Below are 21,255 nucleotides of genomic sequence, written 5' to 3' on the forward strand. Positions count from 1 at the left end.
TTTGCATCCATGATGCGTACTTCTACCTCCTTCGCACTCCGGATCTTCGTCAAAATAGTGCTGGCCCTCATTGTGGCCGGCTTTCTATTCTACCTGTGCATTTATTTCGGTTTTTTTGGCGAAGTGCCGACGAAGAAAACGCTTAAATCGCTTCAGAATAACAGCGCATCCGAGATCTATACTGCAGACAGTGTGTTGATAGGCCGGTACTTCGTTCAAGATCGTACCAACGTAAGTTATGAGTCTATTTCTCCCTTTGTTGTGAAGGCGCTGGTTGCAACCGAAGACGCACGTTTTTATGAGCATAGGGGTGTTGATATGCGTGGCTTGCTGCGCGTTATCGTTAAAACGATTCTTCTGCAGGACGAAAGCTCGGGAGGCGGAAGTACCTTAAGTCAGCAGTTAGCGAAAAACCTTTACCCGAGAACATCTCACAGGTTCTTTAGCACTCCTATTAATAAAGTTCGTGAGATGATCACGGCGATACGACTGGAATCGGTATACAGCAAGGAAGAAATTATCGAGCTCTATCTCAATACCGTGCCCATGGGAGGAAACATCTATGGAATTGAACGGGCGTCGCGAGTGTTCTTCAACAAAGCCTCCGCAGATTTGAAGATGGAGGAGGCAGCGGTTTTGATTGGTATGCTCAAGGCAAATACCACTTATAACCCGGCAAGGTACCCACAACGCTCGTTGGAACGCCGGAATGTCGTTATTGGGCAAATGCTTCGGGAGGGCTATATCAGCAACTCTGAAGCTGACTCGATCAGGCTTCAACCTCTTGTTCTAAGCTATAATAAAAACAGGGCCGGACAAGGAATAGCCCCCTATCTAAGAGAATACCTACGAAAGGAACTTCTTAAATGGACCGAGACTCATCTGGATGAAGACGAGAAGCCCTATGACCTTTATACCGACGGTCTGAAAATCTATACAACGATAGATTCGCGCATACAGCTTGAAGCGGAGCGCGCGGTTCGTACGCAGATGACCAAACTCCAGCGAATATTTGACGCTCACTGGCGCAACCAAGCTCCATGGGGAAATAATACTTCAGTAATCACCTCCGCTATGCAGAAGTCAGATCGCTACACGCTTTTAAAGGAAGCCGGCAAGTCCGAAGAGGCTATCCGTGAAACTTTCAACAAAAAGCGAGCTATGACGCTCTTTGCCTGGGGAGGAAACAAACAGGTCACGATGAGTCCCCTCGACTCCATTAAATACTATCAAAAGATTCTGAATACGGGTCTGATCTCCATTGAACCGGCGACGGGTCATGTAAAAGCTTGGGTAGGCGGCATCCACCACCAGGTATTCAACTACGATCATATCCTGTCGCGGCGCCAGGTTGGCTCCACGTTCAAACCCATCTTATATACTGCGGCCTTAGAGAAAGGAATCGATCCCTGCATCCTGATTGAAAATAAACGCGTGACCTATCCGCAGTTCGAGAACTGGTCACCTCAAAATGCGGATGGGCGCTATTCCGGAAAATACTCCATGAAAGGGGCGCTGGCCTATTCAGTAAACACCGTTTCCGCACAGCTGATGATGCAAACCGGGATTTCTCAAACGATTTCCTTAGCACATCGAATGGGCATCTCGAGTGAGATACCCACGGTGCCTTCCATCTCTCTGGGAGCAGCCAGCCTATCGCTTTTGGAACTTGTGGGCGCTTATACGGTTTTCGTCAATACGGGCCGCCTTGTCAAACCGGTTTCTATTACGCAGATAAAGGACCGGGATGGCAGAGTGATTCATGCGGCGAAAAAATCTGAAGGGAAGCAGGTCATCTCTGCAAGAAATGCAGCAACGATGCTGGAGATGATGAGAGGCGTTGTCGACGCCGGCAGTGCCTCACGCCTAAAGACAGACTTTGGTTTGAGCATGGATATGGCAGGCAAAACCGGTACGACGCAAAATCAGGCTGATGGATGGTTTATAGGCATTACGCCCAAGCTGGTAACAGGTGTTTGGGTGGGAGCAGAAAACCCTTTGGTTCGATTCAGGTCGTTGAAGCTCGGCCAGGGTGCGAATACTGCACTGCCTGTTTGGGCTACATTTATGAAAAGCTTAACGGCTAAGCCACAGTTCTCGTCTTATCGTTACAGTAAGTTTAAGCCATTGAACGCAGATGTCGCCGCGCGACTAAATTGTCCGCTTTTTATTGAGGATGAAATCATTGAAGAGCCTGTAAAGAAAGAAAGCTTTTTCAAGCGGATATTTAAAAAAGGAATCGGCATATTTAAGAAGAAAAAGAAAGACCAAAATGAGCCTGGACAAACTCAGTAAACCTGTTTCTCGATCAGGTGCTTCCAGTATCTTTTAGGAACGTGGCGCAAGTGCAGGGCTGTATTTTTACGGGAGTCGATAGAAACGTGTTTGAAATAATCTTTCCACATATTCTGATATAATGCTTCGGACTCTGCAAAGACGTTGGAATTTATTTTACCCTCACTAAAAGTGAACTGCACCTCCTCTACCTTCTGCAAATCGTAATAGATACCGTACTTTCTTCTCTTGTCATAGATGATCCATTCCTGATCGGCATAGCGCCCCTTAAAGTGTCCGGCAATTAAAGGGATGACATTGAAGTCCGGTTCAATCTCTGCAAAAAAAATATTGTCTGAGGTAAGCTGGAAACGTATGAACGCTTTCATCCGGTGTCTCTCCCGGCTTACCATCTTTGCGATCTGCGTGACTTTTAACAAATCGGCATTACCAAACGCATTTTCAGTCAGGCCATTCGAAAACACAGCCCGCGCATAGCGAACGATCAAAGATGGAGCCTCCGGGAGTTCGGAAAGAAAGCAGGCATATAAGTCGCCCATCGCTTTTGCGGAGAGCTTCCCGGCTAAGCCTTTGGATACACGTGCCGCGTGTTCCGGATCCGTATAAACGATTCTTTCGGAACCGAAGGCGTCTGTCTGATTATGCGTATCCGCACTTACATACACAGCACCCAGTTTATAGTCATAGACATCAAAGATACAGCATAGAAGACCGTACCAGCTGCCGTCAAATGTTAAGAGCGTCATGTAAATAATTCGAGTTGTGCCGGCTGACTTTTAAGATATTTACTAGCCGATGTGGACAGGATGTATTGCTTGATCTGGTTAGCGGAGAGGTTCCGACGCTCAAACTCCCGACTGCTACAGGTTATAAAGAACCGGGCGCGGTTAAGGGCAACACCAAGCTTTTTCAGGTGATCCCAATTTAAGCGCTGATAGATGCGGGCAGAGACTATCTTTTGGGCAGACGGGACACCAATACCGGGAACGCGCAGAATAAGCTGAAGATCCGCCTTATTGATATCTATTGGAAACTTGTCGAGATTCCTTAAGGCCCAACCCAGTTTGGGATCGATATCCAGATCCAGGTGTGGAGTCGCCGGATTGAGCAGCTCGCGCACATTGAAACCATAGAAGCGCATAAGCCAGTCTGCCTGATACAGGCGGTTTTCCCGAACCATCGGAACTGCAGTATTCAGCATAGGCAGGCGGCTGTCGTTACTGATAGGGACGTATCCGGAGTAATAAACTCTTTTAAGACTAAAATTACGGTACATGCTATCGGCCGTGTACATAATATCTTTGTCGGTCTCCCTGGTAGCTCCTATGATCATTTGAGAACTCTGCCCGGCAGGAACAAATAAGGGAGATTTTTTAAAAAGCTTCCGTTCCTCTTTATTTTGAATAATCTCGTTCTTGAGGTAATTCATCGGACGAATCATGTCTTGCCGATCCTTGTCGGGTGCTAAAAGCTTGAGTCCGCTCTCTGTAGGAATTTCAATGTTCACACTCAATCTGTCTGCGTACAATCCGGCTTCCTTCATTAGTTCATCACTAGCGCCGGGGATTGTTTTCAGATGAATATAACCATTGAACTTATGCTGCTGCCTCAGCTCTTTTGCGACGCGAACCAGACGTTCCATGGTGTAGTCGGCATTCTTAAAAATTCCCGAGCTTAGAAACAGTCCTTCAATGTAATTCCTTCTATAAAAGTTAATCGTCAGGTCGACCACTTCCTTCACGGTAAAAGCTGTCCGCTCGATATCATTACTTTTACGCGTAACACAATAAGCGCAGTCGTAAATACAAAAATTGGTTAGCAATATCTTTAGCAAGGATACGCAACGACCGTCAGCAGTATAGGTGTGGCAGATCCCACTTCCTGTGTCCCCCAAGCCCTTGTTTTTATTTTTTCGTGTACTCCCGCTCGATGCGCAGGATACATCATACTTAGCTGCATCAGCCAGTATTCTCAACTTCTCTCTTACCCGTTCTGACATAGAGTAAAATTACTAATATTATTAGCAATCCACGAAATTATATAAACAAATATCTAGAGTCAGGCGCGATAACGATTACATTCTTTAACTTCGTCACGCCACAAAATTTTCTATGAAGCAGACGCGTGAAATAAAGAATTTTATTTACAGCCAATATTTTGCAGACGGCCTCAGAATTTCCTTCGGAGTCTTACTTCCCCCGCTCCTGCTCTCCCAGTTAGGACATTTGGAAACCGGGATTGCGGTGTCTATGGGAGCTATTACAACGAGTATTCCCGATAATCCCGGCCCGGTAGTGCATAAACGAAACGGTATGCTTTTTTGCATACTCTTTATGGTAATCGTATCCCTTCTCACCGGACTTATAAACGACTACCCACTGCTTATCGTGGCGGAGGTTTTCTTCCTGTGCTTCTTCTTCTCCATGTTCAATATCTTCGGAAATCGTGCGTCAGCCATAGGGACAGCAGTCCTGCTGATTATGATTATTAATATTGACCAGGACTTTACCGTCAAGACTATCTTTGAGTATACCGGCTTTCTTCTGGCAGGCGGAATTTGGTATATGGGACTGAGTTTAGCTGTCTCCCAGTTTCGCCCCTACCGCATCGCTCAGCACGCAATCGCTGAATGCATCGAGCAGGTTGCTGAATATGTGAAGCTCAAGGCCCTTTTTTATGACGAGAAGGCAGATTTTGATGATACCTACAAAAAGCTAATCGACCAGCAGATCATTGTTCATCAGCAACAGGATAATGTCAGGGAAATCATCTTCAAAAACAAGATGTTTCTGAAAGATCCAACCAACACGGCGAGAGTACTCACGCTGGTGTTTATTGATATCATTGATCTGTTCGAACAGACGATGGCCACTCACTACGACTACACGACCATACGCAACAACTACGCTTCGAGCGGTATTTTAAAAGACTTTAATAAAATCATCTTTAACCTTGCCCGAGAGCTCGACAATATGAGCTTCGATATCAACGCGAACGAAAGACCAAGGCCAGTTCAGGATTTCCAGCAACAGCTCGAAAGCCTGAAATTGAAAATTGATCAGACCGAAAACAACCTGGTCTTGAAAAAGATCCTGATCAATGTGCGGAACATGGTTAGCCGCATTGAAAATATGTACAGCTATTTCAGCAAGAAAGGCCTGGAAAATGTTAGGGTAAGTAATGAAAAAGATTTAGGCAGATTCGTCAAAACACAAACAATAGACCTTAAATTGTTCATTGAAAACCTGAGCTTTAAATCCTCTACCTTCCGGCATGCACTTCGTGTGGCAATTGTAGCGATGCTGGGTTATTGCGTATCCAAGCTCCTTCCGCTGGGCCATCATAGCTACTGGATTCTGATGACAATCGTCGTGATCCTGAAGCCCGGATTCAGCCTGACGAAGACCAGAAATTATGAACGTTTAATAGGAACCATCATTGGCGGAATTGCTGGAGCACTCATTGTATTTTACGTAAAGGATACAACGATACGCTTCTTCTTTCTAATGATATTTATGATCGGGGCCTACAGCTTTCAAAGGCTAAACTATGTAGTGAGCGTACTGTTCATGACCCCGTATATTCTGCTGATGTTCAGCTTTATCGGACTGGGAAATCTAAGCCTGGTGCAGGAAAGAATTATGGACACCTTCATCGGATCCTTCATTGCCTTCATTGCCAGCTATCTCCTTTTCCCTTCATGGGAGTATCCTCAATTGAGAAAACACATGCGGAAGTTACTGATTGCCAACTATCAGTACTTAACAAAAGTTGCTGAAGGCCTGCTAGGTAAAGAGCTTGACCTAACTGAATATAAGTTGATAAGGAAAGAGTTGTATGTATCTTCGGCTAATCTTGCGTCAGCTTATCAGCGCATGCTCTCTGAACCGAAAAGCAAACAAATCAAAGTACGCGAAGCGAGCAAATTCATGGTGTTGAATCATATGCTTTCTTCGTATATCGCCACCCTAATTTCCGCCTTGCGGAATGACGGTACACGACAGGCGAACCACGCACACATTAAATTGATCCGAAGAGCTCTATACCAGCTTTGCGAGGGAATTACTCAGCTGCAGGGAGATGATGAGCCTTTTCGGGAAGCAGACCATCTCGCAGCTGATCCTCAACTTTCTCCGGCAGACGACAATAAGGATAGCAGGCTGATTGCCGATCAGCTGGGATTTATAAACAAAACTGCCGGTGATATCCTGAAGACCACACAAAGAATTGCGGAAGATTAATAACAAGAACCACCTATTTGCCCACCCAGCTACAAAAGAAGCTTGGAAGCAAGTCCCAATAACAACAAGAATCCAAAAACGTCAGTAAATGTCGTGATGATGATCGACGAGGCTATCGCCGGATCTATACCGATACGTTTCAGGATCAAAGGAATGGAAGAACCTGCTATACCGGCCAGCAGAAGGTTGCCGGTCATCGCAATGAAGGTAACCAGTCCCAGCATGAGATTACCGTCATAAAACAGGGCAAAGAGAAAGACTACCAGACCTATGCAGGCCCCATTGATCAGACCAACTGTAAATTCCTTTAGTACCGTACGGTAAGCCTGATTATCCGTCAGATCACTCAGAGAAATACGTCGGATGGTAACGGCAAGTGCCTGAGTGGCAGTATTACCACCCATACCTGCAATCATGGTCATATAGCCGGATAACAACAGCAGTTTGCTGATTGTCGGTTCGAAATGTCTGATTACCGATGAAGCCAAAAAAGCCGTTCCCAGATTCACCACCAGCCAGGGAAGACGACTCTTTACAGCCTCCTGCCAATTACCTGATAGTGCTTCATCCTCAGAAACCCCGGATATTTTCAAGATATCTTCCGTATTTTCTTCTTCCATAACGTCGATCACGTCATCGAAAGTAATGCGTCCAAGAAGATGCATACGGTCATCGACTACCGGAATACTGGTCAGGTTGTACTGAGAAATCAGACGGGCGACCTCTTCCTGGTCCGTATTAGCCTTCACATATACAAAATCTTCTTTGATAAGATCTTTGATAAGGACGGTGTTTCGAGATTTGATAATATCTTTAAGCGATACGATTCCCAACAGCAGATTCTTGTCATCCACCACATTAATGGTGTAAAACTCCTCCATCTCTTCAGATTGTCTGATGATCTGATCAAGCGCCTCTGTCTTGGTCAGGCGGCTGTTCACTTTGAGCACCTGGGTGTTCATTAATCCCCCTGCCGTGTCTTCTTCGAATGTAAGAAGGTTACGAATATGCGAGGCGTCCTCTTCATCAAGGTCGCTCAGGATCTCATTCTGGGTATCTTCAGAAAGCTGACTAAGGATGTCGGTTGCATCATCATAATCCAGCTCTTCCATGATCTCCGAACGACGTTCGGGGTGAAGGTTCTCCAGGATACGCTCAGGATGTATCTCAGCATCCATTTCAGCGATGATTTCAGATGCCGTTTCTGAAGGAAGTATATTAATGATGTGATCCCGGGATTCCTGGGGGAGACTGGCAAACAGAATAGCAATTTCTGAAGCATGGTATTCCGAAAGCAGGGCTTTTAATTCTTCATCCCCACTTTCAAGCGCTTGCTTAAGGCGCTGAATATCCGTTCTGTTCAGTTCAAATGATTGCATTTATCGCTAAAGTAGTAAAATGAATTCGGCATACTGGTTTAAACTTCAGAACAGAGATAGAGTTTTTTTCACAGAAAGTTATTTAGAACGCCTGCCTGTAACAAGGTTGGCGACAGCGGTAGCTTACAGGAACGCAGCACTTTGCGGACCTTGATTAAACAGAAGATCTACGACACTCAGATTTGGCAAAAAGCCATTCCTGTCGTCAAAGACCTGGAAGTATTCTTTAAATGGGCGGCTGGAAGGCATCTTTGGATGAATTGACTTCCGATAGTCATTCCTGTCGTCATATGATTCCTCATAGCTGTTACTGAACGTATGTGGCAAATCAAGCTTCAGGCTTTTCGAAATAAGTTGCAGCAGCTCCAGATTATAATCAAACAGAAAATCCCACTTGTCTTCATAAAACCTCGCGAAGGCATCTTCATAAAACTCAAAGTACGCAGACCTTCTGTAAGATGTTTGAATACTCAGCCAATGCAGTCGCTGCCAATTAAAGTCATAGCTGATCTTCACATCCTTCACCTTCGTATGCACCTTGGAACCCTTGATTACAGGGACAATCAGATCAAGTTTTCCTTGCGGAGAGTGGATGATCGCCCGGTTACGGTATGTTTGCTTAGGAAAATGCTCATAAGCCTCGATGACGATCTGCTCTTTGTGAGCCTTCATCTGGCTGAAAAACTCTATGGGTGGAAGGTAAAATAAAGGAAAGATTGCGCCTTTGTGCATACGATGTACTATGTTTGTATTTGCTGGCACGAAATTAACTATAAAAATACAGATGAAGAAGGTTCTTAAAAGCCTTATCCAATATCCGCTATATATTATTTCATTACTTCCGTTCCGGGTACTGTATTTACTTGCCGATTTTCTTTACGTCGTCATATACCATGTACTAAAATATCGGAGAACTGTAGTCCGCGTAAATCTAAAGAATTCATTTCCTGAGAAAACTGAAGAGGAACTTAAAAGCATCGAGAGAAAGTTTTACCTGAACCTGGTTGATATCATGGTGGAGACGCTAAAAATGGCATCTATGTCTGCATCCACCCTTCAAAAGAGACTGAATATTACCAATAAAGAACTGATCCAGAATTTTTACAACCAGGGGCGTCCCGTTATGATCGTAACGGCGCATTACGGGAACTGGGAATGGGGCAGTCCTATTATATCATCTCTTTACCCGGATCCCTGCATGGTGGTATACAAGCCGATATCGGATAAGAACTTCGAACAAATTCTCAATGGCTGGCGATCCCGGTTCGGCGCGATCATGGTACCGATGAAAAGTACACTACGGGCACTGATGACGAATAAGTCGAACACCTTTTGCCTGGCCCTGGTGGGCGATCAAACACCTGTGCGCAGTGAAACACAATATTTTATTAACTTTTTAAATCAGCGTACCGCGATATTTCTAGGCATCGAAAAGATCGCCATGAAAATGAATATTCCGGTGGTGTATGCTCATCTTGACCGTGTCAAACGTGGTTTTTATGAATGTCATCTCACCACACTGTTCGAAAACCCGAAAGAAACACAGGAACATCAAATCACAGAAGGTCACACTCGCTTTCTGGAGCAAATTATAATTAAAAAGCCTGAGATGTGGCTATGGTCCCATAAACGCTGGAAGTTTAACGAATTACAAGGCGATGTCAGATAAACCGAGCGTAGCTATCGTTATTTTAAACTGGAACGGCCAGGCCCTTCTGGAAAAATTTCTCCCTTCAGTAGTGAATTCGACATACACCAATCTCCGGATCGTGGTAGCCGATAATGCCTCTACCGATGACTCCGTGACTTATGTCAGGACCAATTTTCCTTTTATTGAGATTATTCAGAACAGCTACAATGAAGGCTTCGCTTCAGGGTATAATACCGTTTTAAAACAGGTAGAAGCTGACTACTACGTACTCCTTAACTCTGACGTTGAGGTAACCCCCGACTGGATTGAGCCCGTTATCGCATTAATGGAGAGCGATGAGCTTATCGCCGCTGCGCAGCCTAAGATAAGAGCGTACTACAGTCCCGGTTTCTTTGAGCATGCCGGAGCGGCAGGCGGCTTTATAGACACTTATGGATATCCATTTTGTCGGGGAAGAATATTTGACACCGTCGAAAAGGATGAAGGGCAATATGCTCAGTCATCTGAAATTTTCTGGGCGAGCGGCGCGGCTCTGTTTATCAAAAGCCGTTACTGGAAAGATGCTGAGGGTTTTGATGCAGATTTTTTCGCGCATATGGAGGAAATCGATCTGTGCTGGCGTCTGAAACGGCAGGGTCTGAAGATTATGTATTGCCCTGATTCAACGGTATTTCATGTTGGCGGCGGGACGCTGGAAACAGAGAATCCTTATAAGACTTATCTCAACTTCCGGAACAACCTTTCCATGCTATTAAAGAATCTAGACGCCGACAAGTGCTTCTACGTCATTTTCATGCGCTTTTGGCTGGATTTCATCAGCCTTCTAAAATTCGCATCTGCGGGGAAATTCAAGCACGCAATGGCAATAAGTAAGGCACACCGGTCATTTTTCGCTGATCTTCGCAAAAACAGAGGAAAACGGGGTAAAGGTAACCGGCCATTTAATGATAAAGGTCTTTACAGGAAATCAATTGTCTGGCAGTATTTCGTCAGGGGAAGAAAATACTTCAGCGGTCTTCCGAAATAGCCTGAATCTGATCAGACGGTAAAACTATGGCTTAGCAATCAATAAGAAGCGCTAAGCAGCTTCTACCGACTTTATTTAGCGTCTTTCAGTGCCACTACACCTCCAATAATGATGATCGAAGGGTGGGTCAGCTGGTTGCGTTCTGCGATAGCCGGAAGATCCTTAACTAAGCCACTTCCAGACTTTTCTTTATAATGCGTAGCATGTTGAATGATCGCCGCGGGCGTGTCGCCCCGCCCTTCCCGGATATAGGTTTCTGCAATCTCATGAACCTTCTTCATGCCCATATAGATTACCACGGTCGCATTGCTCTTCATAGCGAGCCTCAGGTCTGACGACAGTCCTCCATCCTTTTTAGTCCCCGTCAACACCCAGATCCCCTCACTGATCGCACGGTGCGTGAGTGGAATATCACTAAAACCAGAGGCCTGCATACTCGTAATTCCCGGGATGTAAAAAGTAGTAATTCCCAGCTCTCTGGCAAAAAGCACCTCTTCAAAGCCCCTTCCGAAAATGAAGGGGTCACCTCCCTTCAACCGTACCACCATTCCCTTTTCAAAGGCCTTATCGCGGATGATCTCGTGTATCGTTTCCTGGGCCGTATAATCACCGTAAGGGTGTTTCCCCACATAAATCAGTTCGCAATCGGCGCGTGCAAAGTCGAGAAGCTCCTTATTCGCAAGATTATCGTAGAGAATTACCGGTGTTCGCTGGATGACCTTCAGGGCTTTTACTGTTATCAATTCGGGGTCTCCCGGGCCTGCTCCCACAACATATAACTCTGGTCTAAACTCTTTTTCCTGCATATCTGTTATTAGACAGGGAAATTAGCAACAATTTTGAAATATCCCTATTTCAGGCGCAGAATAGATTAAATAAGCTTATTTTAGAAAGTATAGAAGAACGGTATGAGATACAATCAAGTCGGAAAGTCAGATCTCCACATCAGCGACATTGGGTTCGGATGCATGTCTCTTGAGAATGATGAGCAGGTAAACAAGCGCATTATTGACGAAGCTATCGCCGCGGGAATCAACTTTTTTGATACCGCAGACCTGTATGATAAGGGAGAAAATGAAAGGCAGATCGGAAGGTTACTCCACGGCAGACGCAGTGAATGTATCCTGGCAACTAAGGTAGGAAACAGGTGGAAGGCTGACGGAAGCGGATGGGACTGGGCGCCTGGAAAAGACTATATAATAGGCGCAGTGGAAGACAGTCTCAGAAGGCTGGAAACCGATTATATCGATCTGTACCAGCTGCACGGGGGCACTATAGAAGACCCAATAGATGAAATAATAGAAGCCTTCGATATCCTGGTAGAGCAGGGCAAAATCCGGGCGTACGGAATATCCTCAATCCGTCCGCAGGTAATACAGGAGTATGTGAACAGATCAGCTATCGTTAGCGTAATGATGCAATATAGTCTGCTTGACAGACGGCCTGAAGAAAGCGTAATCAAACTACTTCAAGAGAATCAGATATCCGTACTTGCACGAGGCAGCCTCGCTCAGGGATTGCTTTCAGGCAAGCCGGCGCGAGAATATCTCAGTTATTCGGCCGAAGAAGTAGAAGCTGCAGCCAAGGCGGTCCGCTTCGTAGCAGGCACAAAGCGGTCCGCTTCCCAGACGGCCGTCATGTATGCATTGAAGAAGCAGCCTGTAGCCTCCGCCGTAGTGGGCATTCGCACCCTCGAACAGCTGCGTGATGTAGTAGACATTACCTCCGCCACCGAGCTAACTGGCGCAGAGCATCACTTCCTCAGCGAAAGCGTCAAGCCAGGCACGTATGACAAGTTCCGCTAGATCAGGGACGGTAAATCGTCTTCACGTTGACAAACTCTTTAATGCCATAGACGCCTAGCTCCCGACCGTAACCAGACTGCTTTATTCCACCGAAAGGAAGTTCGGGGATGGAGCGAACATAGTCATTGATGAAGCAGCAACCAGCATCGATCATCCTTTCAGCGATCCTGGAGCCGCGCTGCAGGTCCTCCGTAAAAACCGCCGATCCCAGACCGAAGACCGTATCATTCGCCACCCGGATTGCTTCATCTTCGTCTTTTACTACGATGACGGATGCTACCGGTCCAAACATTTCCTCATCGTAGGCAGGCATCCCTTTTTTTACTTTAGTAAGAATGGTCGGGGGATAAAGTGCATGGGATCCCTGCTCAATCTTGCCGCCCAGAATGCAGACTGCACCTGCCTCTATGCTTTTCTGAATTTGTGCATGCAACTCGTCGCGCAATTCTACTGTAGCCATAGGACCTATTTCCGTATTTTCGTCCATCGGATCACCTGGCTGCTTCGCTGCCATCTTCCTTTTGAAGCTTGCTGTAAAGCTCTCTGCAACTTGCTCCACTACAATAAAGCGCTTTGCAGCAATGCAACTCTGGCCTGTATTAATGAGCCTGCTTTCCGCACATTTGGCAGCGGCGAGTTCGATATCAGCATCTTCTAAAACAATATAAGGATCACTTCCACCGAGTTCCAGGACTGCTTTCTTCAATAAAGAAGCCGCTTGTCCTGCTACTTTCATTCCCGCACCTGTACTTCCGGTAAGTGTCACTGCCTTGATGATTGGATTCTTAATGATCTCTTCGACCTCAGTGCTTTTAACCAACAGCGTCTGAAAAACGCCCTGCGGAAGACCTGCATCACGCAGTATTTCCTCGATAGCCAGCGCACAACCCGGAACATTGGAAGCGTGTTTGAGAACCGCGGTATTGCCGGCCATGAGTCCCGGTGCCAGAAATCGGAAGCTTTGCCAGAAGGGAAAGTTCCAGGGCATCACGGCGAGGATGACTCCCAGCGGTTGGAAAGCGATATAGCTCAAACTGGCGCCAGTATCAACGGCTTCCGGCTTAAGAAATTCTTCTGCGTGTCTGGCATAATAGCGGCATACCAACGCACACTTCTCAATCTCGCCCATCCCCGCCTTCAGGGGCTTTCCCATCTCAGCGGCCATCAGCTCTGCAAGCTGTCGGCTTTTAAGCTCCAGTGCTTCAGCTACCCGCATCAGGTATGCGGCACGGACGCCGTACGACAAGGTTTTCCAGTTAAGGAAGGCTTCTTGTGACGTCTCCAGTTTACGATCTATTTCCGGCTTTGAAAGGGTCTGGTATTCTCTAATAAGCTCTCCTGTAAAGGGATTGATGGCTTTCATGTCAAACGGCTTTAATGATGCAAAAAAAAGAGGCCATAGCTCGGTGAGTTAAGGCCTCGAAACGTAAAGGTTATTATAGAAAGTTCACTTCAAACTTAAGAATTCGGATAGGCTTGAGGCGAATTTAAAGGTAGTGGCGCAGGGCTCTCGAACGAATCGTCTATCGAAGACTTAAGAGGACAGTATCCCGTGAGGCCACGTTGTAAAAGAGACCCGCCAATCATGATCTTGCCTAGCGAAATGAGAGGATGCGAGAAAATATTCGTTATCCCGCTGAAAAGAATAAATGCTCCGGTACCCAATGAAATGATGCGCTCCGACTTGCTGACATTGGCATCAGGATTATCTTGAAGAAGCGGACCGTTTAAAGAGTCTTTCAATGTGTCAATTAATTGATTGTTCATAGCTGAGTTTTATAGATGTTTAGAACAACAACACCTGGAAAGAAACACTGTTTAAAAAGAATTCAAAAAAGCTTTTATTATTATTTTATTGGACAAAGCTGGCTGAATTGACCGGCAACGCTCATCGGACAAAATTATTTTCATTTAATTCAAAAAAAACTTTGACACACAAGATTTTTACATATATTTGATCAAGCTCATCTGGCTAATTATAAACCAAGCCCTTATCTCACCAAGATAAGGGTTTTTCCAATCTTTTCCTTAAAAGTACTCAGTATCAAGCTCCAAGGCTCCTGATCGCTTTAGTGAATGACAGGGAATTCCCAGAGAATCTGCCTGTGTTAACCATCTATCAATATTTCTTTCCGTATTCTTCATTCCGATCACCACGTACCCGATATTTTGGGTTTTTATAAACAACGGAAGCGCCAGTGCAGGATTATTGTGCAGAAAGATGATCCTTTTTCGCGACAACGAGTTCGCTACCTGATGCTGACTTCTATCCAAAATGCTTGTGGGAACGGGCGTACCCGGGATTAAACACTCGTCATCAATAATTTCAAATTCCAGATTCTGAAAGCGTACCCTCCGGGCAGACGCCCTCCTGTCAGTTTCCTCTAAGAAACCATCCAGGTGCACAAATTTATCTATACGCAGGTTTCTGTTGCGTAAAAGAGGCATCACTGAGTAAGCTAAAGATTTATCATCGACCTCCATGTCTGAGAGAACTGTCGCTATACCTCTTCGATTGAAGGTCACGGCGACGTGATTTCTAATTGCGTAAAAAACCACTGATTTCTTCTTCCAGATGGTCAATCCGCTTACTGTATAAATCGAAGCAATACACAAAGACAGAATCAGCGTACACCAAATAGCCATCTTACTCCTCTTTGTCATTACAACAAACAAGAAACCAATCAGAACATAGATGAGCATATAGAACGTAATATGAAGATGATAGCCATGCAGGCTTGAGAAAGGCAATTTCTCTATAAACCGCAAACCTGCGTTCAGCAGAGAGATGCCGTACTCCATCACCGAGGCCAGGCATCGAAGGGGCATACTAGCAAACGGCGGAAAAAATGCCATCAACAGAAATCCCACGCCGGCATACATTACCACTGTGACGGGCAGCATAATGAAAAGATTGCTTGCCAGGAAATATACCGGAAACTGGTTAAAGTAGTGCAGGCAGAGAGGGAAAGTTGCGACTTGCGCGGCAAGAGAAAAAGCAATATATGACCATATAGCCTGAATTGCCGCAGACTTGAACTTAAGCTTTGCATGGATTGGCGGATAAAATATTACCAATCCGAATACCGCGATATATGACAACTGGAAACCGACGTCGAATAACCAGAAAGGCCTGATGAGAAGCTGAAAAAATGCAGCAGCAGACACACAGTTTATCATATCTGCATTGCGGTTAATTAGCCGGCCGGCAATCACGAAGCTGATCATAACCGCTGACCTGCATGCTGCTGCAGAAAGACCCGAAAGCAAGGTATAAAGCCAGACAAACAGAACGATTAGCAAGGCTTGAACGATGTTTATCTTACGTCCCTTCCAGAAGCCAAATAAATATCCGGCAAGAGCGGCAACAATCGCAACATGCATACCTGAAACAGACAGCACATGCATCACGCCGGTAGCACTATACGTATTGAGGATCTCTCGGCTCAAGTCGGCCTTGTATCCAAGCAGCAACGTAGAGATCACTGCCGCTGCCTCCCGGTCGACGATATAACCCTCGAGCTTTCTGACCACTTTTTGTCGGAGCTTAACTGCTTCATAGAATAAGTTGCCGGACGTCTCTCCGACGCGCGTTAGCTCTGCGGTTGTTAAAAAAGTCTGATGCCAGACACATTTATTCCCCATATACGACCGATAGTCAAATTCTCCGGGGTTTGCCGGGCCTTGAATATCAGAAAAGTTAGCAGGCACCAGCAATAGCTCTCCTATCGTCAAATTCAACTTCGAAGAGGAATCCTTCAAACACGATATAAGCAACCTCCCCTCAGCATGCGAATGAGAGGAACTATAGACTGCCGAACGAACAAGCGCTTCAAATCGGATCACGGAGCTCTTCTCCTGTGGCTCTGAGCAAATCTCCACCAAAAGTTGCTCAGCATGCAGCTTACTGAAGTGTTGCTTCTGCTGACCAAGCAGGAACGAACCGGTGTGGGTAAACGCTGCGGCGCATACGAAAATCTGAAAAAGTAATCCAGGCAGCCACGGCTTCAAAAAAAGCTGATATTCCCTGTACTTTATATGGACGATCAGCATGAATACCATCAGCAGAAGTGTCAAAACCAATATCCACTGATGAGCAGTGGGGATCGGTGCTTGATAATAACAGGCGCAGATGCCTGCTGTCATAGGCAGCAGCAATCTAAGGAACACATGTTTATCAACTGGGTTCATTTCATGACATACCTTATCTGGAACTTGATATCAGACTTGCTCCTTCCGGAAATGAGATCAGGTCCGCTTCCAATCTCCTCTTTGCCACTATAAACGGTCATCGCATAACGCAGCCAGAAATCTATCGCTTTGCCCACGCGATACCTGCCGTTAAGATAATACCTCAGTCCACTATCCTGATAGGCGGGGATCGCATAGCTATACAGCACATCATTCTCGAAAGCATAAAGTCTGGAATCAAAACCCCCGGTATTAAACAAAGCAATTCTGCAGTTACCGCTGAGACGAGCACCCAGAGGTTTGAAAATAACATCCTGATACAGCAGAATCCCGCTTTGCGCTTCGTTATCCTTTTGGAATCTGGTCAGTTCCGCCCGGTTTCTGAGCGTCCATGATCTGCCGATCTTATAGCTCAGATCAAACCTGTAATTCGTTTTCCCGACCACAACCAGATAATTCACAGCGTTTTTCATATCGTCATTCTGCTGTTTAGAAACTGACCTGAAACGCAGACTTAGTTTGGTTTGCCTGCTGGGCGACCAAACCGCCTGGGTCAAAACCTCTTTCCCTTGAGACGGCGCGTCAACCCGGTACCGCATCCACGGAAACTTAAACCAATCCGTGTAAAAAGACCATTCCATACTGGAATTCAGCCGGATGTGAAGGCCGGCATAAAGTCCCCGTTCATTGAAAACACCGGTCCCCTCCGTTATAGACTGACTATTAAATGAATGATAGTCCGGTTGATAGTTGCGGTAAAGAACAATGGCAGATACCTGCTTTGATAAGCTGCCCATAAGACCGCCAATCATGGCTAAGCCGGTGCCGAAGCTGTGAGACAGTTCCGCGAATGAATAGGTATTTTTCCAGGTATAATTATAATACAAAGAGCCGTTGATCAGATCAGATCCCGCAAAGTCGAATTTTCGATAGAGCGTTTCGCTTTGCTGTAATGGCCTGCTGAAGTGAGTTTGATACAGCAAAGTTCCCGCTCTGAAACCTTTGTTCTCGTATTGCAACGCAGCTCCAAAACTTAACTGGCTTTCGGAGCCTTTTTTACTCAACTCTGATGCCGTGCGATGAAGCCCGCTCTCAGCTATCGAACTTATAGAAGTCGATTGCAGTGAATCTCCCGCTATCAAGGCAGCATCAATTTTTCTAAAAGAAACAAACGGTGTGAATTCGAACTTTCGCAGACCAACGGTTGCGGCGATCCCCCTGAAGAAGCCGGACTCGTTGGTTGAAGAATACGGCTTAAGTCCCGACTGAACCTTGGCAATCCCGCTGATACTCGCCCCCTTGCCGAAGCCTAGGCCCGACCATAAAGCTACGCCTTGTCCAAACTGTAACGAATAGTCACCGATCACCAGCTTTTTCACCGTACGTCCACCCTTCAAGAAGACGTTAGCCGAATAAAAATCGAAGCCATATCTGCCACTACCGAAGGAGAAAGACTCACCCGCATCCTTTTCCATGGTGAGGCCCGCCGAGATCCCGTTTCCGCTATAGTACCTCAAACGCGATACGAGCCGGTAAGCAGCACCCTCATAATGACGCATTGAATCGCCGCCTTCATAACCTTTTTGACTTTCCAGGATTCGACCATAGGTGGTCATCCACTCAAGCCTCGACGACTCAGGTACATCCCGCCTCTCCAGCAGCGCATGCTTAGCGATAAAAACAAAAGGTAACAAGCGCTCAATAAGTGACCAGTCGAACAGATCAATAAGCTGCAGCTCCTGAATGTCTGTAAAATCCCCGTTTTCCCGACGATATCTGATCAGGTTGGCTGCCTGAATCGGACTTATAAATACCAGGTCGTTGAGCTGTTCGGCAGTAACCGTGTTCAGGTCGTACGGATTTTCCCTAATGAAATACAATCTTTCGGAGAGTTCCGAATAGTCATTATCCTGCTCTTTGTTCTCTGCAATCGTCTCGAGCAGCGTTTCAATTAAGGGATCACTCTCTGTCTGAGCACTCGCCCGGGAGATCAAAAAACTCATTCCTAAACATAAAATGAAAGCTCTAGAAGACATAAGCCAGAGATATCTGAGGATTATAGCCCAACACCAGATGATTGCTCACTGCCATATCAACACTCAGGCGCTTAAAAACGTAGCCCATCCCCGCATACTGATTGAAGGGATGTATACCCACCCCTGCTCTAAACGCGAGTTGACTCATCAGGCAATATTCCAGACCGGTCCTGAAGTCTCCCCCTCTGTCGCCGTTCGCCGCAACGACCGAACTACTCAGGAGTAGCTCTTCAGAAAAGCGGTAGGATGCACCAACACTGAGCTGAACGGGGATATCGGCTCCCGCAGACTGGTCGTAGGAGCTGTTGGAGAGGTTGGAAATATGCGCCCCGATAATTAGCTCGCTTGAAGGCTTGTACTGGAAACCTGCGTCGATTGAAAACGCTCTGGTCTCACCATAAGAAGGTACTGAAATCTGATGATAATGGAAGTCAACCGCTGTAAAGACAGTTTCACCGAACTTCCTGGCGTAAGCCAGACCCATACGAAGCTCTTTATAGGCTGAGAAACCAAAGCTCTGAAAGGCTAAGCCAAAAGCATGCTTTTTTAAGGGGTAAACCATGACAGCGGCTTCCGTACTGAGGGATGTACCCGGATAGTTCTTTTGATAGGTAAGCGCCGCAGCGGGACAGGCGAGAGAAGCGATACCGGCGGGATTAGCCTGCATCGACCAGACATCCTGTAATGCCACGCCCGTATTCCCCATAGAGAGAAGGCGTGATCCGGGGTTTATATCCTGTGCGCCCGATGTCCCGGTAAACAAAAATAATAAAAATGAAAGCCTGATAACCTTCATATGAGCGATAATTGGTCCGCCCAAAATAGAAAAATAATAATCTGGAGAAAAAAACTTGCAAAATATTTTTAACTAGCTTTACTTTCCAGAAAATCTAAACTTATCTGTTTTTAAGAAGCACACTAAGCAGCTCTGGCGGCTTCCTTGCGCATCTGCATAGAAAGACTATTACCAAGAAACCGGTCTATGAACGCATGGAGCAGATATAAGATGGGCGTCATCGCTATCGCTACAATAAATTTGTAGGAATAGTTGACAAAACCTATGGCAGCAACCATTTGCCAGCTCCAGTTGTATTGCGGATTAAGGTAAAAGGCAATAAAGATCACAACGAAGCTGTCGATGAATTGCGATACAACAGTTGATCCTGTAGCCCGTAACCAGAGGCTCTTTTCTCCGGTAGCGCGCTTTATTCTGTGAAAGATGGCTACGTCCGCAAATTGCCCAACGAGAAAGGCGATGATAGATCCAACAATTATCCACATTCCCTGCCCTACAACACCCGAAAAAGCGAGATTCATATCGATCTCCTGTCCCTCAACAACCTGCTTCACCCAAAAGTCTGCAGGCACCAGATCCATAGCAAAGAAGATAACAATAAAGGCGTAAGCAATTAAGAAAGCCGTAAGAACCGATAAAAACCTAACCTGCTTCGGTCCGTAATATTCGTTAATCAGGTCAGTAGTGATAAACACAAGGGGCCAGGTCAACACACCCGCCGACATGTTAAAAGATAATCCAGGTACACCAAAAAGATCCATATCGAATTTCTGCATGCCCAGCGATTCTTCAACGCTAAAGATCTTCACGCCTATCAATTCAGCCAGGATAGTGTTGGCCACCAGAAAGGCTCCGAGCATCAGAAACAGCTTACTTTGCCGACCTCCTTTTATCATAATAATCGTCTTTCTTAACAGTAAAGCTATAATTTTTCCCCATTTTTACACTTTCGATTTTGCAACAGACCAATCATCAGAATAAAACGTTAACATAGTCATTACATTTACGATCTGAATATTATTGATGAGCATATTAAAAATAACCACTTTTCAGGCATATCTGTTCTGGGAAAACGTAGAAAAGAACCTGAAGAACCTGTCGCTGAGGTTATCATCTATCCGCGAAAAGACTGATCTGATCGTCTTACCTGAGATGTTCAGCACCGGTTTCACCATGAACGCAGAAACGCTCGCAGAAGAAATGAACGGCCCTACGATGCAGTGGATGCTGGAGCAAGCTCAGAAGTTTAGCTGCGTGGTTACCGGTAGCCTTCCAATAAAAGAAGATGGAAAATACTTCAACCGTCTAATCTGGATGAGGCCCGACGGAAGCTTCGAGCATTACGACAAAAGACACCTCTTTGGTCTTGGAAAAGAGGACCGTGTTTACTCTCCTGGAAAAGAAAAGCTCTTCGTTGAGCTGAACGGATGGAAAATATGTCCTGTTATCTGCTATGACCTGCGCTTCCCGGTTTGGTTGCGCAATACTGATGCCGGATACGATATCTTACTGGTCGTGGCAAACTGGCCCGAAAAGCGGTCATCCCATTGGAAAACCCTAATCCCAGCCCGGGCTGTTGAAAATCAGGCTTTCGTTATCGGGGTAAACCGCGTTGGTCATGATGGCAATGAGGTGTACCATGCAGGTGATTCCATGTGCATCGATCCAAACGGAAAGACTGTCTATTACAAGCCCAATGATGAGGACCTGTACACCTTCTCCATATCAGACGACGAACTTCACAGAGTGAGGAGAACCCTTCCGTTCCTGAAAGACGCAGACCGGTTTGACATTAAAGATTAGTACATTCAACGAACACAATAATATCTATTTT

At 45.8% G+C, this 21,255-nt stretch carries 17 protein-coding genes; 6 read left to right on the forward strand and 11 right to left on the reverse strand.

The window, feature by feature from the left end; genetic code table 11:
- Window positions 1-9: 9 nt before the first annotated feature.
- Window positions 10-2,295 (forward strand): penicillin-binding protein 1A, encoded by a 2,286-nt coding sequence (locus B0I27_RS07445; protein WP_106292613.1) that lies wholly within the window; start codon window positions 10-12, stop codon window positions 2,293-2,295.
- Here B0I27_RS07445 and B0I27_RS07450 read toward each other — a convergent pair.
- Complete coding sequence (locus B0I27_RS07450) at window positions 2,289-3,041, reverse strand: TIGR03915 family putative DNA repair protein (RefSeq protein ID WP_106292614.1); 753 nt, start codon at window positions 3,039-3,041, stop codon at window positions 2,289-2,291. The genes B0I27_RS07445 and B0I27_RS07450 overlap by 7 nt on opposite strands.
- Window positions 3,038-4,294, reverse strand: coding sequence for a putative DNA modification/repair radical SAM protein (locus tag B0I27_RS07455; RefSeq protein WP_106292615.1), 1,257 nt, complete (start codon window positions 4,292-4,294; stop codon window positions 3,038-3,040). Before B0I27_RS07455 ends, B0I27_RS07450 begins: the two co-directional genes overlap by 4 nt.
- Before the next feature lie 112 nt (window positions 4,295-4,406).
- On the opposite strand from B0I27_RS07455, the gene B0I27_RS07460 reads away from it, so the two are divergent.
- Window positions 4,407-6,536: an FUSC family protein gene (locus tag B0I27_RS07460; RefSeq protein WP_106292616.1), complete on the forward strand. Its 2,130-nt coding sequence runs from the start codon at window positions 4,407-4,409 to the stop codon at window positions 6,534-6,536.
- Window positions 6,537-6,565: 29 nt separating this feature from the next.
- Here the strand turns inward: B0I27_RS07460 and mgtE are convergent, their stop codons facing one another.
- Both mgtE and B0I27_RS07470 read right to left on the reverse strand, forming a co-directional pair.
- Complete coding sequence (mgtE, locus tag B0I27_RS07465; RefSeq protein WP_106292617.1) at window positions 6,566-7,915, reverse strand: magnesium transporter; 1,350 nt, start codon at window positions 7,913-7,915, stop codon at window positions 6,566-6,568.
- 123 nt (window positions 7,916-8,038) lie between these two features.
- Window positions 8,039-8,647 (reverse strand): WbqC family protein, encoded by a 609-nt coding sequence (locus B0I27_RS07470; protein ID WP_106292618.1) that lies wholly within the window; start codon window positions 8,645-8,647, stop codon window positions 8,039-8,041.
- A 52-nt stretch (window positions 8,648-8,699) separates the two neighbouring features.
- On the opposite strand from B0I27_RS07470, the gene B0I27_RS07475 reads away from it, so the two are divergent.
- Together B0I27_RS07475 and B0I27_RS07480 are read left to right on the forward strand one after the other, a co-directional pair.
- The gene (locus B0I27_RS07475; protein WP_245925457.1) at window positions 8,700-9,584 is read left to right on the forward strand and encodes a lysophospholipid acyltransferase family protein; all 885 of its coding nucleotides are present in this window, start codon (window positions 8,700-8,702) and stop codon (window positions 9,582-9,584) included.
- Complete coding sequence (locus B0I27_RS07480; RefSeq protein ID WP_106292619.1) at window positions 9,574-10,593, forward strand: glycosyltransferase family 2 protein; 1,020 nt, start codon at window positions 9,574-9,576, stop codon at window positions 10,591-10,593. Before B0I27_RS07475 ends, B0I27_RS07480 begins: the two co-directional genes overlap by 11 nt.
- 71 nt (window positions 10,594-10,664) lie before the next feature.
- Here the strand turns inward: B0I27_RS07480 and cobA are convergent, their stop codons facing one another.
- The gene (gene cobA / locus B0I27_RS07485; RefSeq protein ID WP_106292620.1) at window positions 10,665-11,399 is read right to left on the reverse strand and encodes a uroporphyrinogen-III C-methyltransferase; all 735 of its coding nucleotides are present in this window, start codon (window positions 11,397-11,399) and stop codon (window positions 10,665-10,667) included.
- A 102-nt stretch (window positions 11,400-11,501) separates the two neighbouring features.
- On the opposite strand from cobA, the gene B0I27_RS07490 reads away from it, so the two are divergent.
- Window positions 11,502-12,398, forward strand: a complete 897-nt coding sequence (locus tag B0I27_RS07490; protein WP_106292621.1) for an aldo/keto reductase — start codon at window positions 11,502-11,504, stop codon at window positions 12,396-12,398.
- 1 nt (window position 12,399) lies between these two features.
- On the opposite strand, the gene B0I27_RS07495 is transcribed toward B0I27_RS07490, so the two are convergent.
- The 6 genes from B0I27_RS07495 to B0I27_RS07520 all read right to left on the reverse strand — a co-directional run bounded on the left by B0I27_RS07495 (window position 12,400) and on the right by B0I27_RS07520 (window position 20,317).
- Window positions 12,400-13,761 carry an NAD-dependent succinate-semialdehyde dehydrogenase gene (locus B0I27_RS07495; protein ID WP_106292622.1) on the reverse strand — a complete coding sequence of 454 codons (1,362 nt, stop codon included), beginning with the start codon at window positions 13,759-13,761 and terminating at the stop codon, window positions 12,400-12,402.
- 95 nt (window positions 13,762-13,856) lie between these two features.
- A complete protein-coding gene (locus B0I27_RS07500; RefSeq protein ID WP_106292623.1) occupies window positions 13,857-14,165 on the reverse strand; it encodes a YgaP family membrane protein in 309 nt (102 codons plus the stop codon).
- A gap of 261 nt (window positions 14,166-14,426) precedes the next feature.
- Window positions 14,427-16,589: a ComEC/Rec2 family competence protein gene (locus B0I27_RS07505; protein WP_106292624.1), complete on the reverse strand. Its 2,163-nt coding sequence runs from the start codon at window positions 16,587-16,589 to the stop codon at window positions 14,427-14,429.
- Window positions 16,586-18,592: a helix-hairpin-helix domain-containing protein gene (locus tag B0I27_RS07510; protein ID WP_181276715.1), complete on the reverse strand. Its 2,007-nt coding sequence runs from the start codon at window positions 18,590-18,592 to the stop codon at window positions 16,586-16,588. Before B0I27_RS07510 ends, B0I27_RS07505 begins: the two co-directional genes overlap by 4 nt.
- A gap of 22 nt (window positions 18,593-18,614) precedes the next feature.
- The gene (locus B0I27_RS07515) at window positions 18,615-19,421 is read right to left on the reverse strand and encodes a PorV/PorQ family protein (protein WP_106292626.1); all 807 of its coding nucleotides are present in this window, start codon (window positions 19,419-19,421) and stop codon (window positions 18,615-18,617) included.
- 122 nt (window positions 19,422-19,543) lie between these two features.
- Window positions 19,544-20,317, reverse strand: coding sequence for a queuosine precursor transporter (locus B0I27_RS07520; RefSeq protein WP_106292627.1), 774 nt, complete (start codon window positions 20,315-20,317; stop codon window positions 19,544-19,546).
- A gap of 127 nt (window positions 20,318-20,444) precedes the next feature.
- Here B0I27_RS07520 and B0I27_RS07525 point away from each other — a divergent pair, with 127 nt between their 5' ends.
- The gene (locus tag B0I27_RS07525) at window positions 20,445-21,224 is read left to right on the forward strand and encodes an amidohydrolase (protein WP_106292628.1); all 780 of its coding nucleotides are present in this window, start codon (window positions 20,445-20,447) and stop codon (window positions 21,222-21,224) included.
- Window positions 21,225-21,255: the final 31 nt, after the last annotated feature.

The organism is Arcticibacter pallidicorallinus, from assembly GCF_003002875.1.
Classification (GTDB): Bacteria; Bacteroidota; Bacteroidia; order Sphingobacteriales; family Sphingobacteriaceae; genus Arcticibacter; species Arcticibacter pallidicorallinus.